This window comes from bacterium, assembly GCA_035549195.1.
In the GTDB taxonomy this organism is placed as follows: Bacteria; Oederibacteriota; Muellerivitia; order Muellerivitales; family Muellerivitaceae; genus DASZRK01.
The window spans coordinates 14407-34525 of the sequence record DASZRK010000042.1 but is presented as its reverse complement, the minus strand read 5'-3'; the positions used below and the strand labels follow the sequence as shown (position 1 = coordinate 34525).

The following is a 20119-nucleotide window of genomic DNA, read 5'->3' as shown; positions in this document are numbered from 1 at the left end:
CAGAATGAATCCCCGGCAATTGGCTTGGGGTTTCCTGGAGAGCGGATGCGGGTCCAAAGGCCATCCTGGTTCGGGTAGGGAAGGGCAAGGGTTCAGTTGGAGCCCTTCCAGGCGGGCTAAATGCTCCAAAAGGGGATATCCCGGGACCCGATAGAAAAAATGATCTCCCGGATCGGCAAGAAGCTTAAAAAGAAAGGAATAGGCCTCGCTGGTGCTGGCGGTCAGCACAAGGTTTTCGGGGTCCACGGGGCTTTCCTTGCGTGAAAGAAAGCGAGCCAAGGCCTCTCTGGCCGTTTTGGACCCAAAGGGTTGAGGGTCATAACGCAGGGAAGTGGCCTTGACCAAGGGATCCAAAAGATCTTGAGGATAATTGAGGCCGCATTCCGTGGGGTTGGAAAGGGTCAAATCCAGGATCGGGACGCCCTCAGGTCGGCTGAGGGCCCAGTCATTGGGAGTTAAATCTTCCGGTGTTCGATGAGAAAAGGTCAATTTCACCCCCATCAAGTAAAACTTTAACTAGCTGGAAACCGTTCGATTTTAAGCCCTTTTGATTAAACCGATGCTTTAACACGCTGAATTTGATGAGAATGAACATGTAAATTAGTGTCATTCAACCGTGGATTCCGTTCTTTTCTTCAGAAAGTGAGGCATCTTGAATTTGAGCGGTGGAAATCGAAGAAAAAATGGGTCGTTTAAAAAAGCCTTGTTTTTAAGATCCTCGGAAGTCGTTTTTTCCTCGGGTTCGGATGGGTCCTTTTCGGATTAAAACGGGTCGCTTTTAGGCATAGGTAAGCCAAGTACAAAGATTGCTGTGCGCACATAATCTCTTAAATAAAAGGCATTTAAATGCAAAATTGGACCATTCAAGCATCCTCAAAAAAGCCATACCACTTCGAGGCCCTGAAAGAACCCTCGCCTTGGCAATAAACGCCTCAAGAATAAAGAGTTATAACGCCATCTCGATGGGTGGAACGGGACTTGAGCGCGAGGTGGAGGTCCAAGAACCGACTTGGAATTCAGCTCTTGGGAAGCCCACGGAATTTCTCCAGAACGGATCGAATGCCGAAGAGGCCTTCGATCCGCATCGGATGTGTCGCAAGCTTTTGCCCAAAAGCCTTTCGATGGGCGGCTTGAGCGCTTTGGGAAGCCAGTTTGACGTAATTTTCGCTGACCGTGATACTGGAATGGCCCATCAAATCCCGGATCTCATAGACGCTAGCCCCTGATTCGGCCAATTGGGTCCCAAATGAGTGTCGGAGGACATGCACGGTCAGGTCCTGGGCTTGTGGTAAACCGGCCCAGAGGGCGGCTTTTTTGACCCAACCTTCAAGATAATCAGGATGGATGGCCTTGTTCGTGTGGCGCGGACTCGTAAAAAGATAGGCACTGGGAGGCCTTTCCTGGCGTAAATAAAGTTTGATCAGATGGATCAGGGCATCGGTCATCGGAACGATTCGTTCCTTGTCACCCTTACCGATGACGGTGACCAACCCGCGGGTCAGGTCCAGGTCCTCGGTCTTGAGGTTGGCGATCTCGGAAACCCTGAGACCGCAATGGTAGCCGAAAAGGACGGTCAAGCTGGTCCTTTGGTCCTCGAGAGCGCCGGTTCTCAGGTTCTTGACCAAGAGATCCCGATCCTGGGGAGCCAAGGGCCTCGGGTTTCGCTGTGGACTCCGGATGGCCAGATTGTGGAAAACGGCCGTAGGGTCGGTGCTGATCCTCTGGATGGAGGCCAAATAGCGGTAAAAGGACCGGGTGGAGGCCAATATCCGCTTCATGGTCCTGGTCGAATAGGGTCCCCGTGGTTTGCCCATGGGTGTTATTCCAGGCTTGGTCAAAGAGGCGGCGAAACGGACCATTTGTTCCGGGGTGGCTTCCGGTGGACCGGATAATCCCGCGCCTTCGAGGAAAGCCTTTAAGACCTTTAGATCCTGCTGGTAATTGTCCCGGGTATGCTTCGACTTACAAAGGCTCAAGAAGCCATCGTAGGGCGGCAAGGAGAGCAGGTCGGCCTGGTTCGACCTGGAATGTGGGCTCGTGGAGTCGTTCATATTCGGTATAACTGTAATTATAGAAAGTTATTGGACGGGTTCAAGGCGAAAATCGAAGTTCGATCTGGCCCATGCAGGGACAGATCTTGAAGATCCGGAGGCTCCAGGAGCTCCGTCGTTTTTGGCCGAATTTGCATTTAAAGGCCGTTTTTTCAGGTGATGATCGGGAGAGATGAGCTGGAATACCAGGTTATCAACTGCCTTTTTCGGCCGAAGATCGAACGAAACTTTCGATGGAACTTTGGAAAATTCTGGGAGCTTCCAGGGGCAGCAAATGCCCCGCCTTCTCAATGGTCACCAACTGGGAGTTTGGGATGAGTTCTTTCATGCGATGGGCCTCTGCGGGCGGGATCAAGGTGTCTTCGGCGCCCGCTAGGATCAAGGTCGGGACCTGTAGGCTTGTAAGGAATTCGGTTTGATCACGGCGTTGGGCCATGGCCCTTTGGGCGCCGGCCACCGCTTCAGGACGGGTCACTCGGATCCATTGGGCCAAACGCCCGGTAATTCGGTCCCCTTGGGCCAAGGTCGTTTTACCCAAAAGGGCCGGTGTCATAGCGTCCACCATGAACTCCGTACCTTGCTGCAGGACCCGATCCGCCATCGTCAAACGGCCCGCACGTCCTTCGGGTTTGTCCGGACCCGGGCGCGTCGAGGCCAGGAGCAATTTTCCGACCATTTCCGGATAGAGTCGCAGGAATTCAAAAGCCCAGTAACCGCCCATGGAGATCCCTCCCAGAACGATCTTTTCATGGATCCCCATGTGTTTCAGGTGTTCCGCGAGGGCCTCGGCTACTCGATCCAGGGTTGGTTCTTCTGGGTACAACGGTGTCAGTCCGAATCCTGGAAAATCCGGCAATATCAGCTCAAATCCTTCGATCCCGGACCAATCATCGAATAATTCGTGCGATAAAGGGAAGGCGTGGAGAAAAACAAAAGGACGGCCGGTCCCGATGACCTTTGAACGAAGCTCCATAAAAGTCCTTAAAAATCCTGACTTGCTTCATCTTGTTTAAGGTTTACTTTAACTCTATTTGCCTGATTTTATATTGAAAATGGGGGTCAAAGGGCGGTGACCCAAGAGGACCCTGCGGATATTTTCGGCACAAAGCTCGGCCATCCGGTCACGCGTCTTCAAGGTGGCACTTCCTAGATGGGGCAAAAGGACGGCGTTGGGCCGGTCCAGCAGTCCCCTCTCGATCTTAGGTTCCTTCTCGTAGACGTCCAACCCGGCTGCGAAAAGGGGTCCTTTTTTCAGGGCGAGGATCAGGTCCTTTTCGCTGTGGAGAGCGCCACGCGATGTATTGATGAATATGGAATTGGGTCTCATTTTCCGGAATTCACTTGAAGTGAACCGGTGGAAGGTCTCGGGGGTCAAGGGTGCATGAAGGCTGAGGATGTCGGACTCTTTGAGGAGTGTTTGGAATGTAACGAACCTGGCCCCGTAGGCTTTTTCGACGCTTCCCTTTTCCTTGTTCCGTTGGTGGTAAAGGATCCGCATATTCCAACCCTTGGCCCGACGGGCGGTTGCCTTGCCGATACGGCCAAAGCCAAAGAGCCCCAAGGTCTTCCCTTCCAGGTCCAATCCCCGCAGCATCAAGGGATGCCAGCCCTTGAAGCGGCCGCGGTGGATCATTTCTTCCCCTTCGGGAAGACGCCGGGCACAGGCCAGGATCAGGGCCCAAGCGATATCGGCGGTCGCTTCGGTCAAGACATCGGGGGTGTTGGTCACCCATATTCCACGCTTTTTAGCTTCATCCAGGTCGATGTTATTGAAGCCGACCGCGTAATTGGCGACGCACCGAAGTTGGGGCGCTTGTTGAAGTACACGGGCGGTGATGGGGTCAGCCAATGTGGATAAAAGGGCATGGTAAGGACGAATGCGGGCGGCAAGTTGGTCTTCGGTCAGTTGGGATTTGTTCCAAGTGACCTGAAAACGGCTCTTCAGGCGGGTAAAAGCAACGGAAGGGATCTTGCTGGTGATGAGGACTTTCGGCCTCACGAAAGGGCCCTCAGGTACCCGGGGTCACGGTCCCCGTGGGTGTCCCGGTTTCCTTTGGATTGATCCAGTTATTGACCTTTTGCCAAAGGTTCGGGGCAGGAGTGGGCGTCACGGTCGGGGTGGCGGTCGGTGTCGGCGGGATCCGACCGTCCAAGAGGATGGCCCGGTCGTGGCCCCAGATCTCGTAACCAGGGGTGCCCTTGATATTGACCCGGTAACGGGCGTTCTGGAGCTCGATCAGGTCGGTTTGGATGGCGTATTCGGATTTGGCCATGTTGTAGAAATGGCCATAGACCACCAGTTTCATGTCCTTGGCGATCTCTTCCAGTTCGTGAAGGTCCCCTGTCTCGCGGTGCAGGAGGAGGATGGGGAAGGAGTAGTGGTAGTCGTCCTTTTCCTTGAGCGACAGCTGGACCAGGTTGTAATGCTCGGGATCGAAACCGAGCTCCTTCAGGCGTTCCTGGTAGTGGTAAGGTTGTAACCACTTGAAGGACGAGAATTGGCCTGTGATCTGGATCGGCCTGCCATTATTGATCTCGGTGTAGTGGGTCCGGAGGAAGTCCAGGTCCATGATGTCGTATTTTGAGATGAAATAATCCGGAGCGGGCTTGGCGGTCATAGACCCCACCCAAAGAAGCAAGAAGGCCAATGCGGTCAGGATGAGTTTTTTCAAGAAAGGGCTCCTAGGCCGTAAAAATCGTTACAAGAGGCCACATTATAGGGGCTCCCGGAGGCTCGACCAACAGACTTTTTCGGCTCGCAAGACGGTCTAGAACATGGGGACCAGGTTGAAATGAAAGGAAGGCGGGGCGGTTTCGTCCAACCGCCAGGCCACGTCGAACCGCAAAAGGATCAGGGCCCTTTGGTAGGCAAAGGTGTAGATCCGAAGGCCTGTTCCGGCGCTGGCCAGCAGGTGTGAATCGGGGATCTGCTGGATCTGGTCGGCGACGGCGCCCAGATCGAGGAATCCCGCCAGTTCCAGGTCCTTGATCAGGAGGAAGGACAGGGGCTGGGGTATGAAATCCATGTCCGTGGCCAATGGATAGCGCAATTCGGTGTTATAGAGAGCGAGATTGCTCCCAAAAAAGGTGGGCCCGCCGTAGCCCCGGATGGTCGTAAAGAAGGCTTGGAAGGGTGCGTCGTTCCCGATGAAGAATTGTTGAGGGTCCCTTCCCTGGGAGGTCATTCCGATCAGGCGGTTGGCCCACACCAAGTGGTTCAGGAACCCGAAATCCACGTACCATTGGGCCTCGGTCATGACGTTGGCGAAGGAAACAGTGGAATCCAAGATGGGCGGCGCGTGGAGCAGGGTCAGGTCGAGGGCGTAACCTCCACTGGGCCAGAAATTCGAGGCGGTCCGCTTGTCCTGGACGAAGGAAAGGCGATAGTAGTTCGCCACATCCCACTTGTCGGCGTCGGCAGGGGCATAATTGGAGATGCCTTCGGAGAACTGCAGGTAGACCGGACTGCCCAAGAACCGCTGGGTGCCGAAGCCGTACTCGAAACGGGTGTCCTGGGTCAGCGGATAGGTGAAATTCAGGGCGAAGCCGTTCTCGTTGTTCCGGTATTGGTTCACGATGCTCCCTGTCTGCAGGTCATAGATGTTGAAATAGTTCTGATAGTAATAAAGGTCCAGATCGACGGTCGTCCTCCACTGGGCGAATTCATAATTGGCCTCAAGTCCGGTACGGACCCCTGGAATGGTGTCCCCCAGCAGTCCCAACCGGTGGTCGCCCAGATTGTCGCTCATCTGGACCACTCCCCCGCCCACGAAGCCGAAGGAACTGTCGTAGCCCGCCAGGAAAAGCAGGATGTCGGGCGTGAAAGCGAAGCCGTCCTCCTGTGTGGTCTCGGCGAAGCTGGGGTGCGCCTCCACCACCGGAGAGGGGCCGCTCTCCCCGACGCCGTTCAAGGCCGTTACGTAGTAAAAATAGGTTTGTCCGTTCTCGACGTCATAATCGACGAAGTGTCTTTGGTGGACGTGGGTCAGGGTGGTGACGGGGCTGAAGGGTCCCTTTTCGACCGACGACCGGTAGATGCGGAACGAATCGATGTTCTCCCCTTCCCCGGCGCCTGGGGCCCATTGGACCTGCACGATGTTGGTGGCTTCGGTCACATCCAAGTGGGTCGGGGGGAGGGGTGGTTGGGTCGGGACCGTCCGGGTCGGTTCGATCTCGGGTTGGTCCCGGTCCTGGTTCAAGGTGTCGGATCCCTTTTCGACGATCACGGCCGGTTTGGGGAAGACCTTCAGTGAATCACGGAAATCATTGCAAAGATATCCGCTGGACCCGGGTGGTGCCGGGGTGTTCTCGAGGGCTTTGGCGTCGAAGGCGTAAAGACCCAGGGCCCCCTTTTGATAGAGAACGGCGTAGAAGTTCCCTGCGTCGGGAGCCGGGACCGCGTTCAGGATATCCACGAAACTATCGGTGAGTTGGGTCAGGGTTCCGGTCGCCGGTTCCAGCCGGAATAGGTTGAAGATGGCCTTGTTCAGGTTGCTGGTCAGGTAGAGGGCTCCTTGGGCCCAATGAAGCCCCGTGACCTGGCCGATGCCCTCGGCGACGACCTGGGCCGCCCCCGGACCCATTTGGGGGTCGACCGGGGACGAGAGGATCCGGCACCGCCCTTCATCCTCCTGGATGTAAAAAAGGGTCTTCCCATCCGGGGAAAGACACGGGGAATTCTCGGTGGCTTGATCGTCGGTCCAACGGGTCGCCTTCCGGCTGGACAGGTCGTACCGCAATAGGTCCACGGTCTGGTAATCGAAGCCCGCCAGCACGATGGAACCGCCGTCCGGGGTCCAGACCGGGGAAAAAAGGACCGGGAATCCATCGATCCTATGGACCGTGAGCTTGTGGGATGCGATCTCCAGGGTTTCCAGGCGATATTCCCCATTCTCCGTCGCGCAAAAGGCCAGGTTTTTCCCGTCCGGGGACCAAGCGAGCCCGTTCCCCTTGGGATCGAAGTGTGCGTGATGAAGCGTCTCTTCTTTCTTGTCGGGAAGGGTCCAGAGCACCAAGTCATCCTGCCGCAGGAAGGCCAAGGATCTCCCGTCGGGCGAAACGGCGGCCCGGGAGATCCCGTCCCCCCATTTTTCCCCATAACGCTCGGGTGCCGCCATTCCCTCGATCCGGGACCAGATCTTGGAGCGAAGGTAAAAGCGCCATTGATCGTAGAGGTCCATCAGCCCGATCCCCAGGAGGGCTTTACAGGCGGCGTCGGGCGGCTGGTTCGCGGCCATCCGCTTGAACAGTTGACCGACCTTATCGTAGCCATAGATCTGGTCGATGTAGTCCAGGATGCTTTGGGATTCTTTATAGGCGGTATAGACCTGGGGAAAATGTTCGAAGGAATCCATCAGGTTCAAGGGGATGATCTTATCGTTCAGGATGGCGTCCCGCAGGACCATCTCGCCCTGGGCGTCCAGGTGCTGGGCATTCCACTCGGCCATGCCCTCCATCATCCAAGTGGGGACAAAGACGGCCTTGAAGAGGTTCACCGAACGCCAGCCCTCCCCGTAGATCAGGTCGTATTGGAAGGCGTGGGTGAGCTCGTGGTGCAGGACCTTCTCGAATTCATGGTAGGACCCGTCCATGGGTACCGCGATGCGGTTCTTGAAGACCTCCGTGAAACCGCCGACCCCCTCCTCCAAGACCTGGGGGGTGATGTTCGTTTCCTCGAACTCGAGCGGGGTCGCGTAGATATAGAGGGGGATCCTGTTCTTTGGCACGAAATCGAAGGCTTGGCAGGTGCCCTGGAAGGCCTTTTCGGCGTCGCGGGCCGCGGTCTTTCCCAGTTCTTCGCAGGGCTCGTAATAGTGCACCAGGAAATGGGGTGTTTCGATCACTTTCCAGTGGTGGCCGGTGTGGTAACGGACCTTATTGTGCCCGAAGCCGAAGGGGAAAAGGGGTTTGGCGGTAAAAAGAAGAAGGAGGACCGCTAGGAAGGCTAGGCGGGGTCGGGAGATGGGTTTGGTTCTCATCACGGCCCTTCCCCACCGGCGGCTTAGCGGAGGTTGGCGATCCAGATCCCTAGTTGATTAGTGGGATACCACAATCCATCGCCGGCGACGAAAGCCACCTTGACCCCATCGGGTGAAACGGCCGGTGCGGAATGGGAGATCTGGGGTGGGATCAAATTAACGGTCCCTCCTTGGTTGGCGTCGAGGATCTTGATATTGGAGTAGGCCCGGAGGAAGCCCATATCCCAACTGTGCCAGCCTTGATGGAGCTCCTGGAAGATCAAGCGTTGGGAATCGGGGTGCCAGGCCAGGTGGGAGATGGCAGCGGTGGTCTCATAGAGGCTGTCCCGCTTCTTTCCATCGGACCCGACCACCCAAAGGATGGTCTTGTTCCCGTCCTGGGTCATGTAGGCATAGCGGAAGCTGTCCGGGGAGGGGACGACCTCCAGGACCTTGCCTAGGGGCTTGAACTTCTCGCCCTCCATGCGTTCCAGGTCCGATTTCAGGGGTTTCTTTTCCATGGTGCGCAGGTCCAGGACGTAGAAAAGGCCGTTCGCCCCGTCGGCATAGGCCACCTGTTCGTCATAACGGGCCCAGAAAGGGGTCCTTTGCGGGTCCGCGACGTTCACCCAGGAGGGGGTCAGGATCGGGTTCGAGGCGGACATCAAAAGGGTGGACTTGTTGGTGGCGAGGGTCAGGCTCTTGAGCAGGTACTTGCCTTCTTCCGAATGGGTCACATAGAGAAGTTGGCCGTTCCTTTCGGACCAGGGAACCCCATCGGAAAAGGGTTCGATACCGGAAGCTTGAAGCCGGGACGCTTTGCCCGTTTGGGTGTCGACCTTCCAGACGGCCCTGGTCCCGTCCTTGACCATGTCCGCCAGGATATATTTTCCGTTCATGGCGAAGAGGCTACGGAAATCATCGGAGCCGGCGGGGATGAGGATGGGTTGGGGGAGGTTATCGGGATTCATCAATTCAAGCGTCCAGTTCCCTTCCGATCTGTGCGTGAGGGCCAACTGGGTCCCTTCATGGTGGACCCCCGGCTGGAAATAGGTCAGGGAAGGGATCTCACCCGAGAGTGCCTGGGCGGCACGGTTCAAGGAGACATAGTCATAGGAATCTCGCCCGAAGGGCAAGGAATACCAGGCGACGTGGGCCAAAAGAAGGGCCGAAAGAACGAGGAAAAGGATCTTGGGCCAGAAACCGACCTGTTCCACGTTCTTGATCCGGATGAAGAGGCTGGTGAAAAGGCCGATCAGGGCCAGGAAAGCGAGCAAGAGACTGGGAAAGACCATTTGAAAACCAACCCAAAGCAGCGCGGAAAGGGCGGCAAGGGACAAGGTGACCACCGCCATCCGAAGCCCGGCGATGGAAGGAATGCGGTTGCGGGCGTGCTCGAAGACGTAGACGAGCACATAGATGAAGAAAAAGAAGACGAAAAAAGCCAGTGCCATGGGATTCTCGATCGGCGTTCCCCAATTCAGGCCGATGACCATGGCGTAGATGAAGAGAAGGTATAAAAAGACCGCTTGGGCCCAGATCAGGGGGATCTTCCAGGCGTGGGGTGAATGTCGGTCCTTCTTCTTTTCGGCGGTATAAAAATCGGCGGCCATGCCACGGGCCCTGGCCCAAAGGAATACACCGATGCCGCCGATCAGGTAAGGGTAATGAGGCAAAAGATTCAGGAGGGGGACTTGTACAGCGTGGGGCAGCCCGATGTTCCCTTTGCGGAGCAAGATGCTCAAGAGGATCAAGAAGGCTCCGAGGAACAAATGGACGGTAATGGAGACCATGCGGCCGGCGTGGTCCATGACCTTGGGGCCGGCTGTTTTGCGGGCCGGGGTCGCCGGCGGCGGGGGTGCGGGGGCGTCGGCAGGGGTATTGGCGGATGGATTGGCGGATTCAGCCACGGCGTCCTCCTGAGCGAGATGAACGGAACGTCGAACGGATCAGATCAAAAGGCCCGGTATTCCAGCAGGTAGCTTCCCTCGAACTTGGACAGCGCGGATAGGGGCGTCATGTTCTTGAGGAATTGTTCGAATTGGGAGGGCCGGTCCTGGTGGATGGTGGGTTCACCCTTGATGCCGGCCAATTGGGCGGTCAAGTCGACGGCATCCTCATAGCCCCCGATCTGGTCCACGAACCCCAACTGGGAGGCTTTCTCCCCCGTCAGGATCCTTCCATCGGCATAGGGGGTGATGTAGTTCTTGATCTCCTGGTCGGTCACGGTCTTGGGCTTACGATGGAGCAATTGGGCGACCTTTTGTTGGAACGCCTCCCGGCGGCCGTCCACCACGGCGTCCAGGAATTGCTGATAGACCTCGTTGATCGTACCTTGGATATAGGCCTTTTCCTCCGGGGACATGGGGTGGTCGAAAGATCCGGTGTCCTTGAATTTGCCGCTCTTGATGGTCTGGTAGCTCACGCCCACTTTCTTCAAAAGGCCCGAGGCTTCGGGAATATGGAAAATGACCCCGATGGAGCCGGTCAGGGTCCCGGGATTGGCCACGATCTTGTCGCAAGCGGACGCGATGTAATAGGCTCCCGAAGCCGCCAAGCTACCCATGCTGGCCACCACGATCTTTTTGTCCTTACGGGCCTTCAGGATCTCCGAATAGATCTCCTGGGACGGGGCGACCACTCCCCCGGGACTGTCCAGCCGGACCAAAAGGGCCTTCTGGGAGCTCTTGCGGAATTTCTTGATCTGGTGGACGACCTCATCGCTTTGATAGATGGGCCCATTGATCTCGATCAGGTCGATCTGGTCGCTCGAATAAAGCAGAGGGGTATGGGTGGCATGTCCGGAAAGGTGTTGGAAAGCGAAAACCAGGAAAATAATGCTGAAAAAGAAGAACCCGCCCAGGATCAGCACGACCCACAAAAGCGTATGGCTTTTGGCGGGCGCCGGAGCGGCGGAGGGCGTTTTTGGCTGAATTTTCATAGGGTGTTTATGGTAACAGACCCCTAAAACCGTTGCAATAAATAGAAAAACAGGAGTTCGAGGGCTTTCGGATCAAGGACCGATCTTTTTGATGACCAATTTCCTCAAAATCCTACTGTCCTTGAAAAGCACGGCCTGGTAAAGGCCGGCCGGCATGATACGACCCGAGGACTCGTTCCCATCCCAAGTGGCCCAGTCGTCCCGGGTCAGTTGGATGTCCTTATCGTAGACCGTCTTGACCCATGCTCCCCAGGCGTCATGGATCTCCAAACGATAGTGGCCGGGACCGTCGAGGAAGCGCATGTAAATATTCAGGGCTTCGGTGCCCAGGATCAAGGTGACCGGAAGATGGGCCGTATCGGATCTGGGCGGTCCGGGCAACAACTGACTTTGGGCCGGGGCGCTTCCGGGCGGTACGGGAGATCGTGGGGCCTGTGAAGGGATCGTTCGGGTGGCGGGGATCCTGGGATGGTCCTGGGCACAGGGGCAAGGGACCTTGGGACCGAGCCAGTCGGCAATGGCCGGAAAGAGGGTTTTGGTCGCAACCCGGGCTTTCTCGAATTCCGGCAGGTTGCCTTTGGGCGGATGTCCCGGGTCGTAATTGAACCAGCCTTCCTCGTCCCAAATGGGACCGGAAGGGTTGTATTCCTCCACGGCTCCCGGTTGCCAAAGGGTCCACATGGTGGCGTCCCAGACCATGAAAAGACGCTCTTCCCCACAAACCGGGACCTGGATCGCGCCACCCAATTGGTCCCCTTTCCATCCGTTCAGGAAAGACCTGCGGACCTGATCATCCCAGTCCCAATCCTGGGCCGTATCCCCAAAACTGGTCCCGTTCAGCATTCGCATGGGGATCCCTCCAACATAGGCCCCATAAAATTTGGACACACCCTTGAGCCCATGGACCTTGTAAAAGGCCTTGCTGTCGGTCGTACTGTTACCCAAGGGGGAAGGCGGACATTCGTCGAAGTCGGGTTTCACGGCCTGGATCTCTTTCAGGAACCGGTAAAGGCCCTCGTTCCGGTTGCCCAACTGATAGTGTTCCCCCGCCAAAAAGAGCTTCCCACAATGGTCCAGGTAGCGGATGGCCTTGGCCCGCCATTTGGCGTCGAAGTGGTCCGCGGAATAGGTCTTGGTCTTGCCGCATCCCTTTGTTTCCTCGTCCACGAATCGCATATCCCAGACCTGGTCGTAGGCACCTTCCCAACGATCGCCGGTGGGGTCGTAGGGTTCCCCTTGGACATCGATGGGGGTCACTCGATGGCCGGCCCTTTGCAGGATGCTGACGCATTGGGAAAGACCGCCTTCGGTCCCGTCGTGACTGTTGTAGTAAAAGAGGATCTGGTAAGCGGAAAGCCGCATGGGCAGGAGAAGAAGCGGGAGGAGCAGGAAAAAGTTCTTCATCAGGACCAGCTTGGGCCCGGGGAGATGCGGATCCGGGCCGCTTGGATCAGTAGAAATGCTCGCCGAGGGGGACGAATTTCGACTTTCCGTCGTCCCATTGGTAGATCACGGCGGTCTGTCGGAAGGCCCCGAAATCGTTGTCCACCATCTTGTAGCGTTCCTTGACCTTGGTCTTGAGGTCCGGAGGATAGAGAACGACCGAACTGTTGATCACTTCCAAGGTCCCGTCCTTGTTCACATCCTTGTAGGCCGTGAAGCCTTCGAGCCAGTTGTGGATCTCCAGTTCGTCCTTCACGTACTTCTGGACATCGATGAGCTCGGGATGGTCGTAAAGCTCGTCGTTCTTGGCCTTGATGGCTTCCGTATCCAGCCGGTAGATGGTCCGGTCGCAACGGGTGCCGCCGCCGTAGGTGGAAACCTCGAAGAAGGCCGGGAGGTCCTTCCCCAGGGACAGGACGCGGGCGCAGCCGGGATAGCCTTCGCCGTGAAAAAGATGGCGGTATTGAAGGCCGATCTTGATGTAGATGTCCGTCGAGCAATGAAGGCGGTCGATCTCGTCGGAATAATTGGCGGTCAGGAATTCCTCGTTGGAGGCGTGGGAAACATAAAGGGAGGTCAGGGGAACGATGGAACCGTCCTTATGGTTGACCGAGGCCGGGACGCCCATGCGGGCGGCTTGGCCCGTGGAAAGGCGCTTCATCCGGACGACGGGTTTGTGCCAGGAAGAGGCATAAAAGGCGTGTTTCTTGAACTTGATGGCCTTGAAGTAGGCTTTCGCATCGTCCGAAAGGTCGCCATTGTGCCGGTCCACCCAGACCTGGGCCATCTCCTTGCGGTCTTGGACCTCCTGGGGCGGGATCGCCCAAGCCCGGAAGGCTGTAAACGTTGAAAGGGTCGAAAGAAGCAGGACGGCGAAGAATTTCACGAACGGCCTCCCCGTGGGTGATATGGCGGCATGGATGTCGGACAGGCGCCTAGTATAGCCCAGGCCCTAGGGTTGTTCTATCCGTCAGTCCTTCCATTGGTTGCCGATATAGAGGCATCCCTTGGCCCACCCGGTCTTCAGGCCTTCCAGGATCTCGGCTTTCACGTCCGGATTGACGGGCATTCCCTGGAATTCGGTGAGCGGGTAAAAGGCCGCATCGCGCAGGACCGCATCCGGGGTCACCTTGAGTTCATAGCGGTCCGTCGAGACCATGAAATAGATGTTCAGGACCTGCCGATGATGATTGGGCGGGATGGAATCATGGACCAGGACCATGGGGCCGACCTGGATGTCCAGGCCGACTTCCTCCTGGAATTCCCTTCGGAGGCCCTCGGCGACCGATTCCCCGAAATCGACGCCTCCTCCGGGGAGGAGCCAATAACTTTTACCGTTCTTCTCGTGACGGACCAGGAGGATCCGGTCGTCCTTGACCAGGATCCCGGCCGCGCGGATACGGATATGTTGCACTTTGTTCTCCATCAGGCGGTGATCGCTTCGACCAGGTCGTCCACGACGCGGCTTGTATCCGGATAGCGGTCCAGATCGAACCAGCGGACCTCGTGCTGGTGCCGGAACCAGGTCCATTGGCGTTTGGCATATTGGCGGGTCCGCCGGAAGGTCCGCTCGACGGCTTCTTCCCGGCCCAATTCCCCCCGGAGGAAGAGCGCCGCCTCCGCGTAGCCGATGGCGCCCCAAACGGGATGGTCCTGGGACAGGCCGGTCTTCAAGAGGTCCTGGGTCTCTTCCAAGAGGCCGCCGGACCACATCCTTCGGGTCCTTTCCCTCAAAAGCGCGTCCAGTTTATCCCGGGAACGTTCCAGCCCCAAAAACAAAACCCGATCCTTTCCCAGGGGGCGGTATCCGGGCGCAACGGGTTGGACCGGGTAGGTCTTCTCCAGCGCACGGCAGATCCGTTTGAGGTCGTTCGAATGCAGGCGTTGGGCGGCCTGGGGGTCGCGTTCCTGGAGCCAGGCCCAGGCGCCTTCGTTCCCCAGCTCCTGGACCCGTTGCAGGATGGACCGCCGGACCTCCGGTGCGGGCGAGGAACCTTCGGGGGCCCCTTCCACCAGGGCGCGGATATAGAAGCCGGCCCCGCCGACGAGCAGGAAAGTCCCGTCCTTTTCTTCCAGGATCCGGGATGCCTCCCGGGCGAACTCCACGGCGTTCCAGGTCTCTTTTGGGTCGCGGACTCCCACCAAATGATGGGGCACTTTCGCTTGCCATTCCTTCGAAGGTTGGGCGGTGCCGACCTCCAAACCCTGATAGACCTGGAAGGCGTCCGCCGAAACGATCTCAGCTCCGGTCCTTATGGCCAATTGGAAGGCCACTTCGGATTTTCCCACCCCGGTAGGGCCCACGATGATGGGAAGTTTCGGGTCCTTGGTTTTTGGTTTTTGGCTGTCAGCCATGCTTCACTTCGCGTTCTTCGCGTCTTCGCGGCGAGGGATCAATGCCTGTCAAAACGGCGGTAGAGATCGGAAAGCGGGATCGAAAGGATGGTGGGACGGCCGTGGGGACAAGTGAAAGGCAGGTTGGCCTGCCGCATCCGGTCGATGAGGCCCCGCATCTGTTCCTCGTTGAGGCGGTCCCCGGCCATGACCGCGCTGCGGCAGGAGAGGAAAGTGGCGGCCCGTTCGCGGGCCTGGTCGAGCCGATTGGTGCTTTGGATGCCGGCGGCATCCTGGGCCGCCAGGTCGTCCACCAGGTCCTTCAGGAGGGTGACCAGGTTCTTCCCCGCCAGGTCCGCCGGAACGCTTCGAACCAGGAAGGTGTTGCCCCCAAAGGGCGCCACTTCCATGCCCAGTTCCATCAGGGTTTCCTGGTTGTTCTTGAGGACCTGGGCCTCCTTGGCGCTCAATTCCACCGTCACGGGGACCAGGAGCGGCTGGACCTCCAATTTCTTCTCGCGCAATCCCTGCATCAACTTCTCGTAGTTCAGGCGTTCGTGGACCGTGTGCTGGTCGGCGATGAACATCTCACTGTCCGACTGGAAAACGATGAAGGTGTTGAAGAGCTGGCTGAAGTTATAGAGGGCTGAATTCGGGTCGATACGGCGGGCCTGGAGATTCGCCTTGCCCAAGGCGGGTTCGGCCGGAGCGGGTCCGTGACCCAGGTTGGAGATCTCCTGCATCGGAAGAACGGGAGCAGGGGCTTCGGGATATTTGGAAGCGATCCTGTCATAAAGGTCCGCTGGAGCTTGGGTGACCGTGCCAGGTTCCTGGGCCATGGCGGGTTGGAAAGAGGCGGGGGTATAACCGGCTTCGCCGGATGCGGGTGCCTGAAGTGACCCGGGGGCCGACAGGAGGGCGCCCCGAAGGGACCTTACGATGGCATCGTAGATCTCGCGGTCCTTGGCGAACTTCACTTCCTTCTTGGTCGGGTGCACGTTCACGTCGACCTGATCCTCGGGGACCTTCAGGAAAAGGACCGAGACCGGAAAACGCCGGGTCGGAAGCAGGGTGTGGAAGGCCGTCATGACCGCGTGGCCCAGCGAGGGATTGGCGATCCAACGGTCGTTGACGAAGAAGACCATGTTCTCCCGGGTGGGTTTGGTCACCGTCGGGGCGCTCACGACCCCCGAAAGGGACAGGCCCGGATGGTCGAAGGAGACCGGCAGGAAGGCCCTGGCCAGGTCCTTCCCGAAGATGGCCGAGAGCCGGGCGGGCCGGTCCGAGGGCGTCACCGAGAGCGATTGTTTCCCGTCCAGGGTCAGTTTGAACCCGACCTGTGGAAAGGCCAGGGCGTAGGTCATCACCACCATGTGGATATGGTTCTCCTCGGTGGTCTGCTTCTTCATGAACTTGAGCCGCGCGGGCGTATTGAAGAAGAGGTTGGAGATCGTGACGGTGGTGCCCACGGGACGCCCGGTCTCGACGGCCTTGGGGGCCGCGCCGCCCTTGACCTTGATGGAGATGCCCGACAGTGAATCGGCGGTCCGGGTGGAGAGCTCGAAATTGGAGACGGAGGCGATGGAAGCCAGGGCCTCGCCCCGGAACCCGAAGGAATGGAGCCGGGAGAGGTCGTCCGTCGTCTGGATCTTGCTGGTGGCGTGCTTTTGGACGGCCAGGTGGGCGTCCTCCGGGGTCATCCCCTCCCCCCGGTCGGTCACCTTGATGAGCTTCAGGCCGCCCTCCTCCACCTCCACCTCGATGGAATCGGTCCTCGCGTCCAGGGCGTTCTCGACCAGTTCTTTCACGACCGAAGATGGCCTTTCGACCACTTCCCCGGCGGCGATCTGGTTGATGACCTTTTCTGGCAGGAGCTTTATCTTCGGCAAGACGCCCTCAAGGACGGGAATAAAAGGACAACTTAGTCAAAAGGGAAGGCGAAGGAAAGGGGCTTCTCAGGAGGCGCTGTTCAACCCGGTCACTTCATAGATCTGGACCTTGGAGGATTTGCCCTTGAGGGCGGTGGCGGAGAGTTTCTTGACCATTACCCGGTTCCCCAGTTCCTTGAAGGTGTCCTCGGTGATGAAGATCTGGTCGCCCTCGGTCTCCCCTTCCACCCGTGCGGCCACGTTCACCATGTCGCCGATGGCGGTGTATTCCATCCGTCGTTCACTGCCGATGTTGCCCACGATGGCCTCGCCGGTGTTGATGCCGAAGCCCACCTGGATCTGGGGTTTCTTCTCTTTTTTCCACTTCTCGTTCAAAAGGGCAAGTTTGGTGCGCATTTCGACCGCCGTCTTCACGCACTTGTAGGCGCCGTCGGCCACTTCGATGGGCGCCCCATAGATGGCCATGATGGCGTCCCCGATGAACTTATCGAGGGTCCCGTTGTTGGCGAAGATGACCTCCGACATCGCGCTGAAATACTCGTTCAGGAGGCCCACGATGGTCTCCACCGGCTCCTTCTCGGTCAGGGTGGTGAAGCCACGGATGTCGCAGAAGAGGACGCTGACCTTCTTCTTGGCCCCGCCCAGGGAGAAGCTGGAGCTGTCCTTCTGGACCATGTCCTCCACGATATTGGGCGAAAGATAGCGTTGAAGGGAGGTCCGCAGGCGTTCCTCGCGCCTCACGTCGTCGAAGAGCTTCGCGTTGGCGATGGCCACCGCCGCCTGGTTGGCGAAGGCCGAAAGGAAGTACATATCCTCTTCGTTGAAGGTATTGGTCCCTTCGGCCTTGTCCACGTAGATGACGCCCACGATGTTCTCCCTTTCCCAGATGGGCACGCAGATGACCGAGGAGAGCGGCAGGGCCTTCAGGGAATCCCGGTTGGCGAAGCGCACGTCGTGGGAGGCGTCGAGCACCAGCACCGGGACCCTCTCCCGGAGCACCGTGTCCACGATGGTCTTGCTGTAGGGGGCCTGGGCCTCGGTGGGGGTCAGGGCGTGGGTGGCGACGGGTTTGAGTTCGTTCCCGCCTTCTTTCAGGAGCAGGAAACCCCGGTTGGCCTGCATGACCTTGATGGCCATGGCCATGATGATGTTGAGCAGGGTCTTGAGTTCCAGGACCGAATTGACGATGTTCCCGACCTCGTAGAGGGTCAGGAGTTTCTTGTGGGCCAGTTCGTCGAGCTTGGGCGTCTTGCTTTCGGCCTCGTCCTTGGCCACCTCCACCGCGAAACGCAGGCGGGTGCCCCCGATGGAGACCACGTCCTGGTTGCGCAACGGGCTTTCCGTGACCCGGGTCCCATTGAGGAAAGTGCCGTTGGTGCTGCCCAGGTCCCTCAGGTTGATGCCGCCCATCCCCAGGATGACCTGGCAATGCTGGCGGGAGACCAGGGGGTCGGTGATGACGATCTCGCAGGTGTTGGAGCGGCCGAGCGTGGTGGTGGGGCGGGCGATCTTGAAGATCTGGCCCTGCTCGGGGCCGGCCAGGACCGTCAGGGTGATCTGGGGCTTCCCCCCGGATTTCGGGGGGGTGAGGACGATGCGTCCCGGGGTCGTCGGTTCGGGGGTCGTCGATGGGCTCATTCCGCTCTCGCTTCCCTTCTATTTCTTGAGCGCGTAGACCAGCACACTGCAATTGGCGATGTCGGTGACGTAAAGGCTGTTCTCCGCGTCCATGGCGACCCCGTAATACTTGGGGGCGATCTTGTAGTTGCCCTGGGGAGTCCCGAACTCGGTTAGATAATACCCCTCCGGGTCGAAAACTTGGATACGCATGTCGCGGTCCGTGACGAAAATATTCCGTTTGGAATCCACCGCGATGCCCACGGGGGCCATGAATTCGCCGCGGCTGGTGCCCCGTTTGCCGAACTTGTTCTTGAAGGCCCCCTTGGCCGTGAAGATCTGGACCCGGTAGTTCTTTTCGTCCACCACCAGGAGGTTCCCGGAGCTGTCCAGCACCAGTCCCGCGGGGCAGTTGAACTCGCCCAGCCGGGCGCCCTGGATGCCGAACTTGTTGAGGACCTTGCCCGCCGGGTTGAAGACGCGGATGCGGTGGTTCCCGGTATCGGAGACGTAGATGTTGTCCTTGTCGTCCAGGGCCAGGGCCTGGGGGTGGAAGAATCCCCCGGCGCCGATCTCGATCTTGCCCGTGGTCGGTGAAGCGGGTTCCCCGAACTTGGCCAGGAGCTGCCCCATCTTCCCGATGACCTGGACGTTGCAGGTCTTGGCGTCCAGGGCCACCAGGTTGCCGCCCTGGTCCACCGCGATGGAGACGGGGAGCAGGAAGGAGACCTCCTTGGGATCGCTCACTTCCTTCCCGAACTTGCCCACGGTGTAGAGGTGTTTGCCGTCGGGATCGAAGACCTGGACGTTACATTTCATCGAGTCGCAGACATAGACGCGCTTCTGGCCATCCACGGCCACCGCCACGGGTGAAATGAAGTTCCCCTCTTCCTTCCCGCGTGTCCCGATGGTCTTGACCAGTTTGTAGTGGTAACCCTGATAACGCAGGCTGTTGATGTCCCCCACTTCCTTGGAGACCTGCTTCTTGGTCTCTTCTTGGATGATCGTGTGGGTCAGGATATCCTGGGTCTTGGAGCCGATGCCGATGGGCGCCTCGAGGATGTTCGCGGGGAGCTTTTCCAGGTCCTGCCGCATCTCGGCGGCCGTTTGGTAACGTTTTGAGACCTCCTTCTGGAGGGCCTTCATGATGACCGCCTCGATCTCCTTGGGGACCTTGGCGTTGATCTTGTGGGGCTCGGGCACGTCGTCCTTGAGGATCTTATTGAGGACGGCCATGGGGACCTCGTCGTAAAAGGGCAGTTTGCCCGTGACCATCTCGTAGAGGATGACGCCGACCGAATAGACGTCCGAGGCCTTGGCCGGATGGCCCAGGACCTGTTCCTTGGACATGTAGTAAAGGGTGCCGCCGATGGTGGCGCCGCTCTTGCCGGTCTGGATGAGGGCGGTCCCGAAGTCGGTGATCTTGGCCTTCCGTTCGGCGGTCAGGAGGATGTTCCCCGGCTTGAGGTCGCGGTGGATGACGTTCTTTTCATGGGCGTATTGGAGGGCGTTGAGGATCTGGATGACGATGTCGACGGCTTCTTTATAAGTGAGCGGGGTTTCCTGGATGAGCTGGGCCAGGTTCTTCCCGTCCACGTATTCCATGACCATGAAGAAGATGTTCTCGGCCTTGTCGACGGTGAGGATCTGAACGATGTTGGGGTGGTCCAGCGAGGCGAGGAGCTTGGGTTCGGCGATGAGGGTGGTGAATTCCTCTTTTTGGTTATGGGGGATCTTGATGGCCACCTTTTTACCGATCCAGGTGTCCTCGGCCAGCCAGACGGTCCCGAAGGTCCCGCTGCCCTTGATCTCAAGGAGTTTGTATTTGTCGATGTTGCCTTGGAGCATGAGCCAGCTTTCCGTGGACGGTATCGGGGCCCCTGACGG

General features: G+C 58.3%; 15 protein-coding genes. All 15 read right to left on the bottom strand.

The genetic code is table 11. The features are described from left to right. Positions 1-501, bottom strand: a 501-nt coding sequence (locus tag VHE12_08850; GenBank protein ID HVZ80893.1) for an aminotransferase class I/II-fold pyridoxal phosphate-dependent enzyme, incomplete at its 3' end; no start/stop codon positions are given. Positions 502-1016: 515 nt separating this feature from the next. Then, a complete protein-coding gene (locus VHE12_08845) occupies positions 1017-2051 on the bottom strand; it encodes a tyrosine-type recombinase/integrase (GenBank protein HVZ80892.1) in 1035 nt (344 codons plus the stop codon). A 193-nt stretch (positions 2052-2244) separates the two neighbouring features. Continuing rightward, on the bottom strand, positions 2245-3024 hold the full coding sequence (locus tag VHE12_08840) for an alpha/beta hydrolase (GenBank protein HVZ80891.1): 780 nt from the start codon (positions 3022-3024) through the stop codon (positions 2245-2247). Between the two features lie 54 nt (positions 3025-3078). Continuing rightward, positions 3079-4050, bottom strand: a complete 972-nt coding sequence (locus VHE12_08835) for a D-glycerate dehydrogenase (protein ID HVZ80890.1) — start codon at positions 4048-4050, stop codon at positions 3079-3081. Between the two features lie 10 nt (positions 4051-4060). After that, the gene (locus VHE12_08830) at positions 4061-4723 is read right to left on the bottom strand and encodes a hypothetical protein (protein HVZ80889.1); all 663 of its coding nucleotides are present in this window, start codon (positions 4721-4723) and stop codon (positions 4061-4063) included. 96 nt (positions 4724-4819) lie between these two features. Continuing rightward, complete coding sequence (locus VHE12_08825) at positions 4820-8029, bottom strand: BamA/TamA family outer membrane protein (GenBank protein ID HVZ80888.1); 3210 nt, start codon at positions 8027-8029, stop codon at positions 4820-4822. A gap of 23 nt (positions 8030-8052) precedes the next feature. Continuing rightward, positions 8053-9918 carry a WD40 repeat domain-containing protein gene (locus VHE12_08820; protein HVZ80887.1) on the bottom strand — a complete coding sequence of 622 codons (1866 nt, stop codon included), beginning with the start codon at positions 9916-9918 and terminating at the stop codon, positions 8053-8055. Between the two features lie 44 nt (positions 9919-9962). Beyond that, positions 9963-10949 (bottom strand): signal peptide peptidase SppA, encoded by a 987-nt coding sequence (gene sppA, locus VHE12_08815; protein HVZ80886.1) that lies wholly within the window; start codon positions 10947-10949, stop codon positions 9963-9965. Between the two features lie 72 nt (positions 10950-11021). Next, complete coding sequence (locus VHE12_08810; protein HVZ80885.1) at positions 11022-12353, bottom strand: hypothetical protein; 1332 nt, start codon at positions 12351-12353, stop codon at positions 11022-11024. A gap of 46 nt (positions 12354-12399) precedes the next feature. Further along, on the bottom strand, positions 12400-13278 hold the full coding sequence (locus VHE12_08805) for a hypothetical protein (protein HVZ80884.1): 879 nt from the start codon (positions 13276-13278) through the stop codon (positions 12400-12402). An 84-nt stretch (positions 13279-13362) separates the two neighbouring features. Then, entirely contained in the window at positions 13363-13818 is a 456-nt protein-coding gene (locus tag VHE12_08800) for an NUDIX hydrolase (protein ID HVZ80883.1), read from the bottom strand. Then, positions 13818-14747 carry a tRNA (adenosine(37)-N6)-dimethylallyltransferase MiaA gene (gene miaA, locus VHE12_08795; protein ID HVZ80882.1) on the bottom strand — a complete coding sequence of 310 codons (930 nt, stop codon included), beginning with the start codon at positions 14745-14747 and terminating at the stop codon, positions 13818-13820. The genes VHE12_08800 and miaA overlap by 1 nt, the downstream gene beginning before the upstream one ends. Positions 14748-14785: 38 nt before the next feature. Beyond that, complete coding sequence (gene mutL, locus VHE12_08790) at positions 14786-16615, bottom strand: DNA mismatch repair endonuclease MutL (protein HVZ80881.1); 1830 nt, start codon at positions 16613-16615, stop codon at positions 14786-14788. Between the two features lie 66 nt (positions 16616-16681). Then, on the bottom strand, positions 16682-18253 hold the full coding sequence (locus VHE12_08785) for an adenylate/guanylate cyclase domain-containing protein (protein ID HVZ80880.1): 1572 nt from the start codon (positions 18251-18253) through the stop codon (positions 16682-16684). Positions 18254-18271: 18 nt separating this feature from the next. After that, entirely contained in the window at positions 18272-20080 is a 1809-nt protein-coding gene (locus VHE12_08780; protein HVZ80879.1) for a protein kinase, read from the bottom strand. Positions 20081-20119 lie beyond the last annotated feature (39 nt).

What these genes read in the sequence shown, in the direction of transcription:
- VHE12_08845 (HVZ80892.1), bottom strand. Translation starts at nt 2,051, where the DNA reads ATGAACGACTCCACGAGCCCACATTCCAGGTCGAACCAGGCCGACCTG.
- VHE12_08840 (HVZ80891.1), bottom strand. Translation starts at nt 3,024, where the DNA reads ATGGAGCTTCGTTCAAAGGTCATCGGGACCGGCCGTCCTTTTGTTTTT.
- VHE12_08825 (HVZ80888.1), bottom strand. Translation starts at nt 8,029, where the DNA reads ATGAGAACCAAACCCATCTCCCGACCCCGCCTAGCCTTCCTAGCGGTC.
- sppA (HVZ80886.1), bottom strand. Translation starts at nt 10,949, where the DNA reads ATGAAAATTCAGCCAAAAACGCCCTCCGCCGCTCCGGCGCCCGCCAAA.
- VHE12_08810 (HVZ80885.1), bottom strand. Translation starts at nt 12,353, where the DNA reads ATGAAGAACTTTTTCCTGCTCCTCCCGCTTCTTCTCCTGCCCATGCGG.
- VHE12_08800 (HVZ80883.1), bottom strand. Translation starts at nt 13,818, where the DNA reads ATGGAGAACAAAGTGCAACATATCCGTATCCGCGCGGCCGGGATCCTG.
- miaA (HVZ80882.1), bottom strand. Translation starts at nt 14,747, where the DNA reads ATGGCTGACAGCCAAAAACCAAAAACCAAGGACCCGAAACTTCCCATC.
- VHE12_08785 (HVZ80880.1), bottom strand. Translation starts at nt 18,253, where the DNA reads ATGAGCCCATCGACGACCCCCGAACCGACGACCCCGGGACGCATCGTC.
- VHE12_08780 (HVZ80879.1), bottom strand. Translation starts at nt 20,080, where the DNA reads ATGCTCCAAGGCAACATCGACAAATACAAACTCCTTGAGATCAAGGGC.